At 71.6% G+C, this 15,321-nt stretch carries 14 protein-coding genes; 8 read left to right on the forward strand and 6 right to left on the reverse strand.

The window, feature by feature from the left end; all coding sequences use genetic code 11:
* Nucleotides 1–141 precede the first annotated feature (141 nt).
* Entirely contained in the window at nt 142–522 is a 381-nt protein-coding gene (locus tag CQ044_RS13300; RefSeq protein WP_105688901.1) for a helix-turn-helix transcriptional regulator, read from the forward strand.
* Between the two features lie 15 nt (nt 523–537).
* Here CQ044_RS13300 and CQ044_RS13305 read toward each other — a convergent pair whose 3' ends face one another.
* A complete protein-coding gene (locus tag CQ044_RS13305) occupies nt 538–1,116 on the reverse strand; it encodes a TetR/AcrR family transcriptional regulator (RefSeq protein ID WP_181158313.1) in 579 nt (192 codons plus the stop codon).
* 88 nt (nt 1,117–1,204) lie between these two features.
* Between CQ044_RS13305 and CQ044_RS13310 the strand changes: the two genes are divergently transcribed.
* The 4 genes from CQ044_RS13310 (at nt 1,205) to CQ044_RS13325 (ending at nt 5,892) form a co-directional block, all read left to right on the forward strand.
* Complete coding sequence (locus CQ044_RS13310; RefSeq protein ID WP_105688903.1) at nt 1,205–2,362, forward strand: acyl-CoA dehydrogenase family protein; 1,158 nt, start codon at nt 1,205–1,207, stop codon at nt 2,360–2,362.
* A 95-nt stretch (nt 2,363–2,457) separates the two neighbouring features.
* Nucleotides 2,458–2,718: a hypothetical protein gene (locus CQ044_RS13315; RefSeq protein WP_105688904.1), complete on the forward strand. Its 261-nt coding sequence runs from the start codon at nt 2,458–2,460 to the stop codon at nt 2,716–2,718.
* A gap of 71 nt (nt 2,719–2,789) precedes the next feature.
* Nucleotides 2,790–4,610 carry a glutamine--fructose-6-phosphate transaminase (isomerizing) gene (glmS, locus tag CQ044_RS13320; protein WP_105688905.1) on the forward strand — a complete coding sequence of 607 codons (1,821 nt, stop codon included), beginning with the start codon at nt 2,790–2,792 and terminating at the stop codon, nt 4,608–4,610.
* A 97-nt stretch (nt 4,611–4,707) separates the two neighbouring features.
* Nucleotides 4,708–5,892: a thiolase family protein gene (locus CQ044_RS13325; RefSeq protein ID WP_105688906.1), complete on the forward strand. Its 1,185-nt coding sequence runs from the start codon at nt 4,708–4,710 to the stop codon at nt 5,890–5,892.
* A 24-nt stretch (nt 5,893–5,916) separates the two neighbouring features.
* Here the strand turns inward: CQ044_RS13325 and CQ044_RS13330 are convergent, their stop codons facing one another.
* The 4 genes from CQ044_RS13330 to CQ044_RS13345 form a co-directional block, all read right to left on the reverse strand.
* The gene (locus CQ044_RS13330) at nt 5,917–8,934 is read right to left on the reverse strand and encodes an AAA family ATPase (protein WP_105688907.1); all 3,018 of its coding nucleotides are present in this window, start codon (nt 8,932–8,934) and stop codon (nt 5,917–5,919) included.
* Nucleotides 8,934–10,115 carry an exonuclease SbcCD subunit D C-terminal domain-containing protein gene (locus CQ044_RS13335; RefSeq protein WP_105688908.1) on the reverse strand — a complete coding sequence of 394 codons (1,182 nt, stop codon included), beginning with the start codon at nt 10,113–10,115 and terminating at the stop codon, nt 8,934–8,936. Before CQ044_RS13335 ends, CQ044_RS13330 begins: the two co-directional genes overlap by 1 nt.
* 259 nt (nt 10,116–10,374) lie before the next feature.
* Nucleotides 10,375–10,848 carry a DIP1984 family protein gene (locus CQ044_RS13340; protein ID WP_105688909.1) on the reverse strand — a complete coding sequence of 158 codons (474 nt, stop codon included), beginning with the start codon at nt 10,846–10,848 and terminating at the stop codon, nt 10,375–10,377.
* A gap of 55 nt (nt 10,849–10,903) precedes the next feature.
* On the reverse strand, nt 10,904–11,212 hold the full coding sequence (locus CQ044_RS13345; RefSeq protein ID WP_105688910.1) for a GNAT family N-acetyltransferase: 309 nt from the start codon (nt 11,210–11,212) through the stop codon (nt 10,904–10,906).
* A gap of 328 nt (nt 11,213–11,540) precedes the next feature.
* On the opposite strand from CQ044_RS13345, the gene CQ044_RS13350 reads away from it, so the two are divergent.
* The 3 genes from CQ044_RS13350 (at nt 11,541) to erm (ending at nt 14,499) form a co-directional block, all read left to right on the forward strand.
* Complete coding sequence (locus CQ044_RS13350; RefSeq protein ID WP_045272836.1) at nt 11,541–12,263, forward strand: winged helix-turn-helix domain-containing protein; 723 nt, start codon at nt 11,541–11,543, stop codon at nt 12,261–12,263.
* Between the two features lie 258 nt (nt 12,264–12,521).
* Nucleotides 12,522–13,469 carry a DNA-3-methyladenine glycosylase gene (locus CQ044_RS13355; RefSeq protein WP_105688911.1) on the forward strand — a complete coding sequence of 316 codons (948 nt, stop codon included), beginning with the start codon at nt 12,522–12,524 and terminating at the stop codon, nt 13,467–13,469.
* A gap of 262 nt (nt 13,470–13,731) precedes the next feature.
* Nucleotides 13,732–14,499 (forward strand): 23S ribosomal RNA methyltransferase Erm, encoded by a 768-nt coding sequence (erm, locus tag CQ044_RS13360; RefSeq protein WP_105688912.1) that lies wholly within the window; start codon nt 13,732–13,734, stop codon nt 14,497–14,499.
* Nucleotides 14,500–14,533: 34 nt separating this feature from the next.
* On the opposite strand, the gene CQ044_RS13365 is transcribed toward erm, so the two are convergent.
* Nucleotides 14,534–15,304, reverse strand: coding sequence for an ABC transporter ATP-binding protein (locus CQ044_RS13365; RefSeq protein WP_374954861.1), 771 nt, complete (start codon nt 15,302–15,304; stop codon nt 14,534–14,536).
* Nucleotides 15,305–15,321: the final 17 nt, after the last annotated feature.

A 15,321-nucleotide genomic window follows, 5' to 3' on the forward strand; every position in this document is an offset into this window, starting at 1 on the left:
AGGAAGAGGGGACGGGATTGATCAGCAGGATGACTCACCGTCATCACCTCCTCGGCTCGCGGTCGGACGGCCCGTGCACCGGGCCACGAGGTACGATATCCTCATTCAATCGGTTGCGCAAATGAATGCAGAAAGGACCCCGTGAGCACGCTCCACGAAGGCCGCATCCCCGCCACCCCCGAGCGCCTCGCCGCCGCGGCGGGGACCTTCGACCTGCTCTCGGTGCCCGGTCGGCTGCATCTCGTCTGGCTGCTCGCCGGCGGGGAGAGCGACGTGACGACGCTCTCCGAACGCACAGGGGCGAGCATCCCCGCGACCAGCCAGCAGCTCGCCAAGCTGCGCGCCGCCGGAGTCGTGTCCTCTCGCCGCGAGGGCCGGCGGCAGCTGTACCGCGTGGACGACCCGCACATCGTGACGCTCGTGCAGGCCATGTTCGAGCACATCGCCGCCGACGGCACGATCGCCCTCGATCCGGATGAGCGCCGCCCGCCCCGAAGGCCGCGGTTCCAGCCCGCGGGCTGACCCGCGCGGGGCCTGTCAGCCGATCAGCACGCGCCGCGCGGCGCCGGAGAGTATTCCGCGCTCATCGGCCGAGACGAGCTTCTCGGTGCTGTGCGCCGTGGAGTTCAGCAGCCCGAACACCGCGTGCATCGCCACCTGGAGATCGGCCGGCGCGATCTCGGGGCGCAGCCGGCCGACGACCTCGGCCCAGAGATCCAGATACTGCCGCTGGAGCTTGCGCACCTGGCGATTCGCGACCTTCGGGAGCGTGCCCAGCTCGCGGTCCTGCACGCGGATGATGTCGCGATGAGCGAGCGCGAACGTGAGGTGGAAGTCGATGAGGTCGTCCAGCACGTCCAGATCCGAGGCGTGCGGCGCAGCGACGATCTCGGATCCGCCCTGCAGCAGGAACTCGCTGGTGCCGATCAGGATCTCCTCGAGCATCGCGTCCTTGCTCGGGAAGTGCCGGTACAGGGCCGGTCCGCTGACCCCGACCGCGGTGCCGAGCTCGCCGATCGAGACGGCGTGGAACCCGCGATCCGCGAAGAGCCGGGCGGCGGCGTCGAGGAAGAGCTGCCTCGTCCGCGCCTTCCCCTGCGCCCTCGCGGTGGTCATCCCGTAAGGATAGCGATCCTGGACAGTCGAGTGAACGCGCGCTAACATCTATTTCAGTTACCGATCGTTCACTGAGGAGCTGGTCTGCGTGTCCGAGACGATCCCGTCCGAACTCCCCGAGGAGTACCGCGAACTGTCCGCGACCGTCCGCGATTTCGCGGAGCAGGTGGTGGCCCCCGTGTCCGCGCAGCACGACCGCGAGCACAGCTTCCCGTACGAGGTCGTCGCGGGCATGGCGGAGCTGGGCCTGTTCGGCCTGCCCTTCCCCGAGGAGTACGGCGGCATGGGCGGCGATTACTTCGCACTCTGCCTCGCCCTCGAAGAACTCGCGAAGGTCGACCAGAGCGTCGCCATCACGCTCGAGGCCGGCGTCTCCCTCGGCGCCATGCCGATCTTCCGGTTCGGCACCGAGGAGCAGAAGCAGCGCTGGCTGCCCTCCCTCGCCGCGGGCACGCAGCTCGGAGGATTCGGCCTCACCGAACCCGACGCGGGCAGCGACGCCGGCCGCACCCGAACCACCGCACGACAGGACGGGGACGAGTGGGTCATCAACGGGTCGAAGCAGTTCATCACGAACTCCGGCACCGACATCACCGCCTTCGTGACGGTCACCGCGGTCACGGGCGAGACCGAGCGGGGCAAGGAGATCTCGACGATCATCGTGCCGTCCGGGACGCCGGGCTTCGTCGTCGCCCCGCCCTATGACAAGGTCGGCTGGAACGCCTCGGACACCCACGGGCTGTCGTTCGACGACGTGCGCGTGCCGGAGGGGAACCTCCTCGGCGAGCGGGGGCGCGGCTACGCGAACTTCCTGCGGATCCTGGACGAGGGGCGCATCGCGATCGCGGCCCTCGCGGTCGGCGCGGCACAGGGCTGCGTCGATGACGCGGTCCGCTACGCGAAGGAGCGCCAGGCGTTCGGCACGCACATCGGCGGGCATCAGGCCATCGCGTTCAAGATCGCCCGGATGGAGGCGCGCGCACTGGTCGCCCGCCGCGCCTACTACCACGCGGCCGCGCTCATGCTCGCGGGCAAGCCCTTCAAGCAGGAGGCGGCGATCGCGAAGCTCACCGCGAGCGACGCCGCGATGGACAACGCGCGCGACGCCACCCAGGTGTTCGGCGGCAACGGGTTCATGAACGAGTACCGCGTCGCCCGGCACTACCGCGACTCCAAGATCCTCGAGGTCGGCGAGGGCACGACCGAGGTGCAGCTCATGCTGATCGCCCGCAGCCTCGGACTCTGACCTCCAGCTCCGCGCCCTGAGCACCTTTTGACGAGATCTGCCCGAATTCGGGCAGATCTTTGTCATTCGCGACCTCGGATCCGCATACTCGACTCATGACCGACGACGACCTGATCCAGCGGATCGTGGCGTCCACCGGTCTGCCGGCGAGCGTCGCCGCGCGGGTCATCGACGACGTCCTCGCCTGGTACGACGAGCCCGTCGAAGCCTTCGTGCGGCGCCGCCACGCCGAGCTCCAGCTCTACGGCACGCGCAACGCGGAGGCCTTCGCGCTCATCGCCGCCGAGCTGCGCGATCATCGCGTCGCCGCCCCTGAGCTCTCCGAGCGGCAGCTGCGCCGCATCGTGTACGGCTGAGCCCGGCTCCGTCCGCCCGCGCCCGTCCACCCCTGGCCTGTCCCTACCCCCTACTCCTGAGGAGCCCCACCATGTGCGGAATCGTCGGTTACATCGGCCACCAGGCCGCCGCCCCCGTTCTCGTCGAAGGCCTCACGCGCCTCGAGTACCGCGGCTACGACTCGGCCGGCATCGCCGTGCTCGGATCCAAGGGCACGACCTCGATCCGGCGGGTCGGCCGGGTGCGCGAGCTCGAGGCCGCGCTGCCGAAGCGGCTCACCGGCGCGGTCGGGATCGGCCACACGCGCTGGGCGACGCACGGTCCCGCCCTCGAGCAGAACGCGCACCCCCAGCGCAGCCAGGACGGCCGGATCAGCGTCGTCCACAACGGCATCATCGACAACGCTGCGGCCCTGCGCGCCCAGCTCACGCAGTCCGGCGTCGAACTCCAGAGCGACACCGACACCGAGGTCATCGCCCACCTCATCGCCCAGTCGGACGCGGAGACCCTCGAAGAGGCGGTGCTCGCCGCCCTCGCCCGGATCACCGGCACCTACGCCCTCGCGGTGCTGGACGAGCGGCACCCGGAGCGGATCGTCCTGGCCCGCAGCGGATCCCCGCTGATCATCGGCATCGGCGACAAGGAGATGCTCGTGGCCAGCGATGTGGCGGCCCTCGTGCGGCACACCGATCGGGTCGTGCACCTGAACGACGGCGAGCTCGCGACCGTGACCGCGACCGGGTTCAGGACGTTCGACCGCGGCAACAGCCCGACCAGTTCGGAGCCGGTCGAGATCAGTGTCGCGGCGGAGGATCTCGAACTCAGCGGCTACGAGCACTACATGCTCAAGGAGATCCACGAGCAGCCCGACGCCGCGGCGATGGTTCTGCGCGGCCGGCTGGACGAGAGGTTCGCCACCGCCCGCCTGGACGGGCTCGGACTGGATCCGCGGGAGCTCCGCAGCTTCCGCCGGATCAAGATCCTCGGCTGCGGATCCGCCTACTACGTCGGTCAGCTGGGCGCGCAGCTCATCGAGGACCTGGCCCGGATCCCTGCCGACGCGGAGGCCGCGTCCGAGTTCCGGTACCGCCAGCCCATCATCGAGTCGGACACGCTCTACGTCGCGGTGAGCCAGAGCGGCGAGACCGCCGACACGGCCTTCGCGGTCGAGGAGATCAAGCGCAAGGGCGGCCGCGTGATCGGCGTCGTCAACGTCGTGGGCTCGACCATCGCCCGCACGGTCGACGGTGGGATCTACCTGCACGCAGGACCCGAGATCTCCGTCGCCTCGACCAAGGCGCTCACGAACATGGCGCTCTCCTTCGCCCTGCTCGCGCTGCACCTCGGGCGCCTGCACGACCTGTCCCACGCGGACGGCCAGCGGATCCTCCGCGGACTGCAGCGCATCCCCGAGCAGATCCGGGAGATCCTCGAGGACGCGGATCCGATCGCGGCGGTCGCCGAGGACATCGCGAAGGCGCAGAGCGCGTTCTACATCGGGCGGGTGCGCGGGTTCCCCGTCGCCCGCGAGGGCGCGCAGAAGCTCAAGGAGATCAGCTACATCCACGCGGAGGCGTACCAGACGAGCGAGCTCAAGCACGGTCCCCTGGCCCTGATCGACCCGCACATGCCGACGGTCGCGGTCATCCCGGAAGACGAGCTGACCGACCGCAACCTCGCCGCGGCCGAGCAGATCCTGGCGCGCAAGGGCCCGCTGTTCGCGATCACGCACGCCGGGGTCGACCTCGCGCACCTCGACGCGCGGACGATCGTCGTCCCGAAGAACGAGCCGGAGCTGGATCCGATCCTGCTGACCATCCCCACCCAGCTGCTCGCCTACCAGGCGGCGGTCCGGCTCGGTCACGATGTGGACAAGCCCCGCAACCTCGCGAAGTCGGTGACGGTGGAGTGATGTCCCTCTCCGTTTCGAAGCGCGCGAATGGCGGCCATCGCGCCGCGGATCGGACCATTTGCGCGCTTCGAAACCGCGGCCGGAGGACAATGGAAGGATGAGCACCTCTGGATCCGCCGGCCGGGACGCCGTCATCGTCGCCGCCCGCCGCACCGCCGTCGGCATCGGCAAACCGGAGCGCGGGGTCTTCAGCGGTGTGCACCCCGTCGACCTCTCCACGCATCCGATCCGGGCCGTGCTGGCCGACACGGGCGTCGATCCGGCCCTCGTCGACGATGTGCTGTGGGGCTGCGTGTCGCAGGTCGGCGAGCAGTCCTTCAACGTGGGTCGCAACGCCGCCCTCGCCGCGGGGCTGCCCCAGCATGTGCCGGGGATGACGATCGACCGCCAGTGCGGGTCGTCGCAGCAGGCGATCCAGAGCGCGGCCGCCGCGATCATCGCCGGTCACGCCGACATCGTCGTGGCGGGCGGGGTCGAGGTCATGTCGCGGGTGCCGATGTTCTCCAGCGTCGGTTCTGTCAACGGCATCGACCAGGATCCCTACGGCCCGCTCATGCACGAGCGCTTCCCGGATCTGGGCAACCAGGGCGTGGGCGCAGAGCTCATCGCGCGGAAGTGGGGCCTCACCCGCACGCAGCTGGACGAGTTCTCGGTGCGCTCGCACCAGAAGGCCGCCACGGCGACCGCGGCCGGGCTGTTCGCGGACGAGATCGTCCCGGTGGAGACGGCCACGGGAGTGGTCACGACCGATCAGGGCATCCGCGCGGACTCCACGGTCGAGCGCCTGGCGACCCTTCCGACGCCGTTCCTCGAGGGCGGCGTGGTCACGGCCGGCAGCGCCTCGCAGATCTCCGACGGCGCGGCCGCCGTGCTCATGATGACGAGCGCGCGGGCCGCCGAACTCGGGCTCGCCCCGATCGCGCGCGTGCACAGCGTCGCGGTCGTGGGGTCGGATCCGATCCTCATGCTCACCGGACCCATCACTGCCACGGCGAAGGTGCTCGCCCGCGCCGGCCTCGGCATCGCCGACATCGGTGCCTTCGAGGTCAACGAGGCGTTCGCCCCGGTCGTGCTCGCGTGGCTCGCCGCGACCGGTGCAGATCCGGATCTCGTCAACCCGCGCGGAGGGGCGATTGCCCTCGGGCACCCCCTGGGCGGGTCCGGCGCGCGCCTGGCTACGACCCTGCTACACCACATGCGGCAGAACGGGATCCGCTACGGCCTGCAGACGATGTGCGAGGGCGGCGGCATGGCCAACGCGACGGTGTACGAGCTGCTCTGACGACCGGTTCGGGCGTTCAGGTGCTCAGGCGTCGATCACGCTCGGGCCCTCGGGCGTCGCGCGCACGGTGATCTGGGCGGGAATCTGCTCCTGCATGGCCTCGACGTGGCTGATCACGCCGACGGTGCGGCCGCCCGCGCGCAGCTCGTCGAGCGTGCGCATGGCGACATCGAGCGTCTCGCAGTCGAGGGATCCGAAGCCCTCATCGATGAACAGGGTGTCGAGTTGGATGCCGCCGGCGCGCGCCGTGACGACCTCGGCGAGCCCGAGCGCGAGAGCGAGCGAACCGAGGAACGTCTCGCCGCCGGAGAGCGACTGGGCGGGCCGGGTCTGCCCCGTGAACGCGTCGAAGACGACGATGCCGAGGCCGGAGGCGGCTCCGCGCGCCGCCCTGGCGTCGCTGTGCTGCAGCTGATAGCGCCCTGACGACATGTCGGAGAGGCGCAGGTTCGCGGCGGCGACGATCTCCTCGAGCTCCGCGGCGAGAACGAAGGTCTCGAGGTTCATCCGGTAGGTGTTCGCCCCGCGCCCGGCGACCGTATCGGCGAGCCGCTGCAGAGTCTCGTGCTCCTCGGCCGCCGCAGCGCCGCGCGCGTGCTCGGTCACCGCGGACTCGAGGAGGGATCCGAGCTGGGCGGTGGTCACCCCCGCGCGGCTGGCCTCGTCGACGGCCGTCGTCCACGCCGTACGCGCATCGGATTCGGCGGCCTCGTGCGGGGCGAGGTCGATGAGCTCGTCGGGGAGGGTGCGCAGCTCGAGATCGAACAGGATCGCGCGCTCCTTCGTGCGCTCGGCGGCGTGCGCGGCGATCCGTTCGTCGAGCGCGGCCTGGTCTGCGGGGCTGCGCAGGGCGGCTCCGGCGGCGGCCGCGTCATCGAAGGGGGACGCGGCCAGAGCCTCCTGCTGCTCGGCGAGCGCGGCGGAGGCGGCCTCGGCGCGGGCGTGACGCTCCTCGAGCGCAGTGGCGAGGGCCTGTGCCGCGGCGATCCGCGCGCTCGCATCGGCCACGCGCGCGGCCACGGTGGCGAAGGCGCCCCGCGCCTGCGCGACGGACTCCTGGGCGGACGCGAGCGTCTGCCGGGCAAGGGCCAGATGCTCGCTCGCCTCGGCGTGACGCACGGACAGGTTCGCGATCTCGGTCTCGAGCCTCTCGGCCGTCGCCCGCCGGCCGGCGAGACGCTGTTCGGCGTCCGCGGCGGCCGTCGCCGCCGCCACCGCAGCGTCCCGTTCCGCACCGGCGGCGGAGAACTCGGCCTCCGCGGCCTCCACCGTCCGCCCATCGGCATGCGCCGTGGCTGCGGCCAGGGCGGCGTCCACCGCGGCCAGCGCACTCGTGGCGAGGCGCACCTGCTCCGCGGAGCGCTCGCGCGCCTCGGTGGCCTCTGCCACGTCCTCCGCCGAGACCGGATCCGCGTGCGCGGCCGGTGCCGGATGCTCCGTCGCCCCGCAGACGCTGCAGGCTTCGCCCGGGATCAGCGCCTCGGCGAGCTCGCCGGCCATCCCGGCCTCACGGCGGCGGCGCAGGTCCGCGGCGTGCGCGAACGCGGCCGCGGCCTCCTGCTCGCGGTCGGCGACCGTTCGCTCGGCCGCTCCCCGTTCCTCGGTCCGTGCCACCGCGTCACTCGCCCCCGCGAGTCGCGAGGCGGCCTGCGCGACCGCGGTCTCGAGGTCGGCCGCGCGGTCGGCCCGCCGGCGCAGGTCGTCGCGCTCGGCGGTCAGCGCGTCGATCGCAGCGGGCAGGGCCGCACGCTCGTGCTCGCGATCGGCGCACGCCGTGGCTGCGGCCTCCGCCTCGCTGTGCGCGGTGGTCACCGCGGTCTCGTAGGCCGCGAGCTGTGCCTCGGCCGTCGCCGCCTGCTGCCAGGCGCCGCTGGACCGGGTGAGGGCGGACGCCCACTCCCGCAGCGCCTCCGCCGAGGTTCCCTCGGGAACGTCGTCCCCGTCCGCCGTGCGACCACGCCACGCCTTCTCGGCGGCGGCGACCGCCGCGGTGGCGGCCGTGGAGGCGGCGGCCGCGCGCTCCGCGGTGCTCAGCACATGTCTGAGAGCCTCGGCGGCCCTGGCGTCGTCGAGCGTCCGGCGGTCTGCGGCGATCCGGACGGCGGCGGCGTCGAGGGCGGCGAGCGCGGAACGGGCCCGATCCCGCTCGGCCTGCGCCTGCCGCTCCTCGCGCGCGGCCGCCAGCGCCGCGCTCGCGGCGCGGTGCGCGGATTCCGCCTGATCCCGCTCCTGACCGCGCTGCTCGTGACGGTAGTCGGCGCGCGCCTTGGCCCGGCGCAGAGCGTCCAGGCGTTCGTCGAGAGAGGGGGCCGACTCGTCGGACGACGGCGACTCGGCCTCCGACCTGCCCGGATCCGCGCCGTGCAGGGCGTTCTCGGCGACGAGCTTCTCGGCCTGCTCGACGCGGGCGACCACCGTCGCGCGGCCCGCGCCCAGCGCCTGCTCGGATGCCCGACGGCGCTCGTCGAAGCGCGCCTGGTAGTCCTCGAACCGGCCGGTGCCGAAGAGCCGGCGCAGCAGCGACTGCCGCTCCCGGCTGTCGGCGAGCAGGAATCGCGCGAAGCGCCCCTGCGCGAGCAGGATCACCTGCAGGAACTGCTGCAGGTTGAGCTGCAGGATCTCGTCCAGCGCGTGCGCGACATCGACCTCGCGCGCGGCCCGGCCGATCCACTGCCCGCCGACGGACTCCTCCAGCGCCACCGAGGACGCCTGTTTCGTCAGGCCGCCGCCGCGCTTCGCGGGGCGCTGGTACTCGGGCGATCGCGTCACCCGGTATCGCCCGGAGACGGTGCTGAACTCGACCACGACCTCGGTGGCATCCGCGGGTTCGCAGTGGTCGCTGCGCAGACGCTTCTCCCCGCCCTCGTAGCGCGGAACATTCCCGTAGAGCCCGAAGCACACGGCGTCGAGGATGCTGGATTTGCCCGCACCCGTACGCCCGCCGATCAGGAAGACGCCGTCGTCGGCGAACGCGTCGAAGTCGATCGCCTGCCGTTTCAGGAACGGGCCGAAGCCCTCGATCTCGAGCCGATGCAGGCGCACTAAACCAGCGCCTCCGCCAGAGTGCGGTCGTCGAGCACCTCGCGGATCAGCTCCTGCTCGCGCGGCGTCGCACCGGCGCCGTTCCGCACATGCGCGAGGAAGGCGTCGATACGCTCCTCATCCGTGGCGGCCGTGCGCAGGCGCTCGCTGTACGAGCGCTCCTCGACGGACTCCACCCGCAGGGGTTCGTGCTGCACGAGCGCACAGAACGGGTACTTCTCGCGCAGACGACGCATGGGTTCGGTCTGCGGGAGGTCATCGGTGTAGACCGCGCACACCCAGTCGTCGACGTGCGCGGCCACGTTCTCGTCCGAGAGGATCTCGTCGAAGGATCCGGTCAGCGTCACGAGCCTGCGCGGCACGGGAAGCTCCAGCCACTGCGCATCGACCGTGCCGTCCGCGGCCAGGTCGACGAGCCAGGACCCCCGGGGCTTGTGCTGCTCCCCGAAGCTGTAGTGCAGCGGCGCACCGGCGTACCGCACCCGCTCCGTGAGCGCCTGGCGCCCGTGGATGTGCCCGAGCGCGACGTAGTCCGCGCCGTCGAACACCGACACCGGCACCATGTCGATGCCGCCCTGGCGGATCTCGCGCTCGAGACCGACCGTCGCGTCGACGCCGGCCGCGAAGCAGTGCGCGATCACGACGGAGCGGCCGGGGTGCTCCGCCATCCCTGCGCGCACGAGCCCCATCGCATGCGCGAGGGTCTGCGCCTGCGTGCGCAGCGGGCGTCCGTCGGCGTCGTCGGCGGCGCTGTCACCAGCCCAGTACTGCCGCACGATCGCCGGTTCGAGGTAGGGGATCCCGAAGAACCGGACCGGTCCGTCGGCGTCGTCGATCGTGATCGGCTCTCCGACCGTGCGCGGATCCGTCACGACATGGATCCCGTCGCGCAGGAGACGCGCCTGGAAGCCCAGCCGGGCCGCGGAGTCGTGGTTGCCGCTGGTCGCGATCACCCTGGCGCCCGTGGCGTGCAGGGCGACGAGCGTGTCGGTGAGCAGCGTGTAGGCGGGAGCCGCCGGGGTCGCCGAGTCGAACACGTCGCCCGCGACGACGACGACGTCGACGTCGTTCTCCCGCACCTGCAGGACCAGCGCGGCGAGCACCTCGGCGAGAGCTTCCAGGGTGGAGTGCCCATGGAAGGTCCGGCCGATGTGCCAGTCCGAGGTGTGCAGGATCTTCATGCCCACCACGCTACGGACGGGGTCGGACATTCCTCCGAGGCGTGCCGGAGAGGCGGCCGGAGCGGAAGTTCCCCTGACCCTCCCTCGTCGCGCGGACCGGCACGTGGTGGTGCGATGTGCATCGTGCCCATTCACCTGTGCGGTGTGCGGGGCTGCGCCGTGCATGCGGTGGGCTGCCCATCACCCGTCAGGAGCCGGACTTGCCCCGCCGGCTGAGGGTTCGTGCCCGCTTCCTCGCGACTACCTGCTTCCGCTCCGGCTACTCCTTCAGATCGTTCGTCCAGTTGGCCTGCTGGATCCGCCCATCGAGTTCGCGCAGTTCTCGCGCGATGTCGTCCGCCTGCCCGCGCAGCTCGGCGACGGGAAGCGCCGCGAACTGGCGCAGCTCCGAGCGCATCTGCCGAAGGTGGCCGAAGGCTCCCCCGGATCCCGATGCCGCCGCGGCGGCGTCCGTGAGCAGCGCGTGGCGCAGCTTCAGCACATCGCGCGCGGCGAGCGCGTCGGTCATCGTGCGGCCGTCGCCGAGGTCGAGGAGTGCGTTGGTGGCGTTGATCCGGGCGATCAGGTCGCCGAGCCGGTCCAGGTCCGCATGCGCTTCGACGAGCAGCGCTGCCGCATCCTCTGCAGGTTCCTCGCCCTCCTGGAAGCGCGCGTTGGCGCTGATCCGCGATCTGAGCTGTTCGATGCGGCGCTGCAGATCGGCGCGCGCCGCGAGTGCCTCCGCGAGCTTCATCCCGCCATCCTCACACGTAACACAACGTCACACACGCCGCGCGGGACGATAGGGCTCAGCGCACGCGGAGCAGATCGGCCCGCTCGGGGTGCGCGTCGAACCAGTCCGCGACGTACCAGCAGACGGCGTCGACGCGCCTGTCCCCTCGTGCGGCGATGTCGTCGACGGCGCCCGCCACGACGACGGCGGCATAACCGGATCCGCGGAATGACGGGACCGTGAAGGCTCTCGTCAGCGCCATCGTGCGCCCGTCGTCGTGATAGTCGAGCACGCTCACCAGGACGCCGTCGCGCGTCAGCGTGTAGCGCGAGGCGTCGGCCTCGCGAGTGAGCACGAACCGGTCAGAGCTTGAAGAGATCCCCACCGTTTCACGCTACGCCCGCATTGTTCGACCGGGTCCGTTTTGACATAGGGGGTCACCGTCGGTAATAATCGGCCCCATGACCACCAACGCACGCCCCTTGTCCGCCCAGGAGGCGAACGGGACGACCGGGATGATGATGCCCGGTTGCGTTGGCATGTGTTGCCGAATGTGTCGCTGAAGCCACAGAACTCTGTCTGACTCGCTCGTCGTGATCTTCGCGGGCTGAGTCTCCGAGCACCCATCCGCGTGCTCGTCTTCCGGCTCGCCGGTCACTTCGCAACACTCTCCGAGTCGTCGACCGACTCCTTCCTTCCAAGGACCCATCATCATGTCGAACACCGCCCTCCTCGAGCGTCCCGTCACCGTCTCCCCCGTCGCCGCGCCCCGTCTGCACGCCGTGCCGCGCACTCAGATCGACGCTCCGGCGCCCGCCGCCGACGCCCCGCCGGCCCGCTCGCCCCGCGGCTTCGCCCTCTACGTCGGCCTCGACGAGCTGAAGGCCGCCACGAACGGCGTGAGCCTGCCCCTGCTCGTGGATGCCCTCCGCCGTACGCTCGCCGAGCTCGCGCCCGATGCGGAGACCCACGCCACGGTCGCGCTCGCGCCGCAGGGCACCGGCGGCCGCGACCTCGACGTCGTGCGCCTCGCGCTGCACGAGCCCGGCGCGATCGCCCGTTCCAAGGCGGAGGCCGAGGAGCGCGAGCCCGAGGACGGCGGCGGAGTTGTCGTCGACATCTCCCGCAAGCGCGTGCTGATCGACGGCGACTCCGCCGCGTTCACCTACAAGGAGTTCGAGCTGCTGCAGTACCTCGTCCTGCGCGAGGGCTCCACGATCGAGCGCAGCGAGCTCGTCGGCGCGCTGTGGCAGACCTCCGACGAGGAGGCCCCGGGCGAGCGCACGATCGACGTGCACGTGCGTCGCCTGCGCGCGAAGCTCGGCCGCTACGAGGACATCGTCCGCACCGTCCGCGGCGTCGGCTACCGCTTCGACCGCCACGCGGACGTCGCGATCCGCTACGGCGTGGGCACCCCCTCCCCCGACCGGTTCTGAGGCCCTGCGGGCTCACGCTTCCCCACGGCACCGGATCCTGGGCTCACTGCACCGGATCCTCCCGAATGCACCGGATCCTGCCGAAAGCACCGGATCCTGCCGAAAACACCGGATCCTGCCGAAAACACGGCTCGTCCACGCGAAGATCCGGCGCAGTCGACGACTTCCCGTGCACTCGACGACAGCGAACGGATCCCGCAGAGAAGCGGATCCCGATCCTGAGGTCCTCCTGTCGGCGCACGGATCTAGGGTGTTCCCATGACCCTCGCCGCGGATCCCGCCCCGCGCACCTGGCCGGTGCGCGAGAGCGCGTACCGCCCGCGCGGGCCGCTCGACCTGCAGGCCACGCTCGGCGTCCTGAGCCGAGGGCCGCGCGACCCCGCGTTCGTGCGCGATGGAACCGTGCTCTGGCTCGCGCTGCGCACCGAGGCCGGCATCGCGACGCTCGCGCTGCGCGCCGGATCCGGCGAGGTGCCGGCGAGCGCCTGGGGGCCCGGCGCCGACGCCGCCCTCGATCTCGTCCCTGCGCTGTGCGGCGCGCACGACGACCCCGACGGGTTCGACCCGTCCTTCCATCCGCTGCTCGCGACGACCGCGCAGCGGCATCCCGGCGTCCGCCTGACGCGCACGGGCGCGGTCTTCGACGCGCTGGCCGGCGTCGTCCTCGAGCAGAAGGTCACCGGCCTGCAGGCCTACGGCGCCTGGCGCTCCCTCGTCACCCGCTTCGGCGATCGCGCGCCGGGCCCGGTCCCTCGTCCGATGGCCGTCGCCCCCGATGCCGAGGGCTGGCGCCGGATCCCCTCCTGGGCCTGGCATCGCGCGGGTGTCGAGCCGCCGCAGTCGCGCACGATCGTGCGCGCCGCCGAGCGCGCCGCCGGCATCGAGCGCGCTGTGCACGCCGTCGCGGACGGCCCGGCGCGGGACAGGGTGCTCACGAGCCTGCCCGGGATCGGGCTGTGGACCTCCGCGGAGACCCGGATCCGCGCCCTCGGCGACCCCGATGCGGTGAGCGTCGGCGACTACCACCTCCCGCACGAGGTCGGCTTCGCGCTGACCGGGCATCGCACGGACGACGCGGGCATGCTCGCGCTGCTCGAGCCCTGGGCGGGTCATCGCCAGCGGGTCGTGCGCCTGATCCGGATGAGCGGCGCTCTGGAACCGCGACGCGGACCGCGCCTGGCCCCGGAGGACCACCGGAAACGGTGAGCGTCCCGCACCGCGGTACAGGACGAAGACGTCCCGCACTCTCGTCGCTCCTCCCGTCTATGCTGTTGAGCATGTGTTCCTCCTCCGGCGTCCTCTCCGGCGCCGACTACGCGATCCGCGACCGCCGCGCCTGACGGCGCGTCGACGATCACGCCCGCGCGCCGTCACTCCGGACCATCGCACCCGGAGGACAGCGGCCCTCTGCGACGACCCGCTCTCGCATGCCCTCTTCCGGGTGCGCCTCCCTCTCTCTGGAGCATCCATGCGCAACCGATCCGCCCACGGCGGCCGACACGAGCTCGGCCAGAACTTCCTCGTCCACCGCCCCACCGTTCGCACGATCGTCGACCTCCTCGCCACGACCGAGGGCCCGATCCTCGAGATCGGCCCTGGCGATGGCGCGCTGACGAGACCACTCGCACACCTCGGGCGTTCACTGCGTGCCGTCGAGATCGACGAGCACAGAGCCGATGCCCTGCGCTCCCGCCTTCCCGGTGTCGAGGTCCGCACCGCCGACGCGCTGCGGATTCCGCTCGATCGCCCGGTGATCGTGGGCAACATCCCGTTCCATCTGACCACGCCGCTGCTGCGCCGGCTGCTCTCGTCCGGATCCTGGCGGCACGCGGTTCTGCTCACCCAGTGGGAGGTGGCGCGCAAACGCGCCGGGGTGGGCGGGCTCACGATGATGACCGCGCAGAGCACCCCGTGGTTCACGTTCGCGCTGCGCGGCAGAGTCCCTCGCAGCGCTTTTCGCCCCATGCCCTCCGTCGACGGCGGGATCCTCGACATCCGCCGGCGTTCGACGCCCCTGTTGCCACCCACCGTTCGGCGCCGATACGAGGCGTTCGTGCACCACTCGTTCACAGATCCCGGCCGCGACCTCCGCCGAGCGCTCGCCCACGGCGGAGCGCATCGGGGACACCCGGATCGCGCGCTCGCCTCGGCGGGCATCCCCCGCGACGCTCGAGCCCGTGACCTCACCCCCGAGCAGTGGGCGTCGCTCTGGCGATCGCTCGAGGAGGGCCGGTGAGCCTCTCGATACTAGGACCGCGACCGGCGAGCGCCTAGTGCCAGACGGCGAGCGGGCCGTCCGGGCCGTCGATCACGGTGACGGGAGTCTCGAACACGTCGGTCAGCACGTCGCTCCGCATGATGTCGGCGACCGGGCCGAACGCGATGACCTCGCCGTCCTTCATCGCGCAGATCCGGTCGGCGTAGCGCGCGGCGAAGTTGATGTCGTGCAGCACGACGACCACGCTCTTGCCGAGCTCGTCCGAGATCCGCTGCAGGTGCCGCATCATGCGCACCGCGTGCTTCATGTCGAGGTTGTTGAGAGGCTCGTCCAGCAGCACGGTGCCGGTGTCCTGCGCGAGCACCATTGCGACGTAGGCGCGCTGGCGCTGCCCGCCGGAGAGCTCGTCGAGGTAGCGCTTCTCCAGCTCCCCCAGTTCGAGGAAGTCGATCGCGCGACTCACGGCCTCCTCGTCCGCACGGGTGAGCCGGCCGCGCGAATGCGGGAACCGGCCGAATCCGACCAGCTGGCGCACGGTCAGACGCGTCACGAAGTGGTTCTCCTGGCGCAGGATCGACACCACCGTGGCCAGATCCTTCGACTTCGTCGTGCCGACATCGAATCCGGAGATCCGGATGGATCCCTGATCCATCCCGAGCAGCCGCCCGATCATCGTGAGCAGCGTCGACTTCCCGGCGCCGTTCGGACCGATCAGGGCGGTCACGCCCCCGGCCGGGATCTCCAGGTCGACCGGTCCGATCGCGACGCCCGCGGTCTTCCCCGTCCGGTCCCCGTACCGCTTGCGCACCCCCGCGATCGCGATCCCCGCCTCGCCTGCGC

This window comes from Microbacterium sp. MYb64 (genome assembly GCF_002979495.1).
Classification (GTDB): domain Bacteria; phylum Actinomycetota; class Actinomycetes; order Actinomycetales; family Microbacteriaceae; genus Microbacterium; species Microbacterium azadirachtae_A.

Excerpts from the sequence above, each read along its gene's own strand:
- CQ044_RS13305 (WP_181158313.1), bottom strand. The coding sequence starts at position 1,116 with ATGACCACCGCGAGGGCGCAGGGGAAGGCGCGGACGAGGCAGCTCTTC.
- CQ044_RS13315 (WP_105688904.1), top strand. The coding sequence starts at position 2,458 with ATGACCGACGACGACCTGATCCAGCGGATCGTGGCGTCCACCGGTCTG.
- glmS (WP_105688905.1), top strand. The coding sequence starts at position 2,790 with ATGTGCGGAATCGTCGGTTACATCGGCCACCAGGCCGCCGCCCCCGTT.
- CQ044_RS13325 (WP_105688906.1), top strand. The coding sequence starts at position 4,708 with ATGAGCACCTCTGGATCCGCCGGCCGGGACGCCGTCATCGTCGCCGCC.
- CQ044_RS13335 (WP_105688908.1), bottom strand. The coding sequence starts at position 10,115 with ATGAAGATCCTGCACACCTCGGACTGGCACATCGGCCGGACCTTCCAT.
- CQ044_RS13340 (WP_105688909.1), bottom strand. The coding sequence starts at position 10,848 with ATGAAGCTCGCGGAGGCACTCGCGGCGCGCGCCGATCTGCAGCGCCGC.
- CQ044_RS13350 (WP_045272836.1), top strand. The coding sequence starts at position 11,541 with ATGTCGAACACCGCCCTCCTCGAGCGTCCCGTCACCGTCTCCCCCGTC.
- CQ044_RS13355 (WP_105688911.1), top strand. The coding sequence starts at position 12,522 with ATGACCCTCGCCGCGGATCCCGCCCCGCGCACCTGGCCGGTGCGCGAG.
- erm (WP_105688912.1), top strand. The coding sequence starts at position 13,732 with ATGCGCAACCGATCCGCCCACGGCGGCCGACACGAGCTCGGCCAGAAC.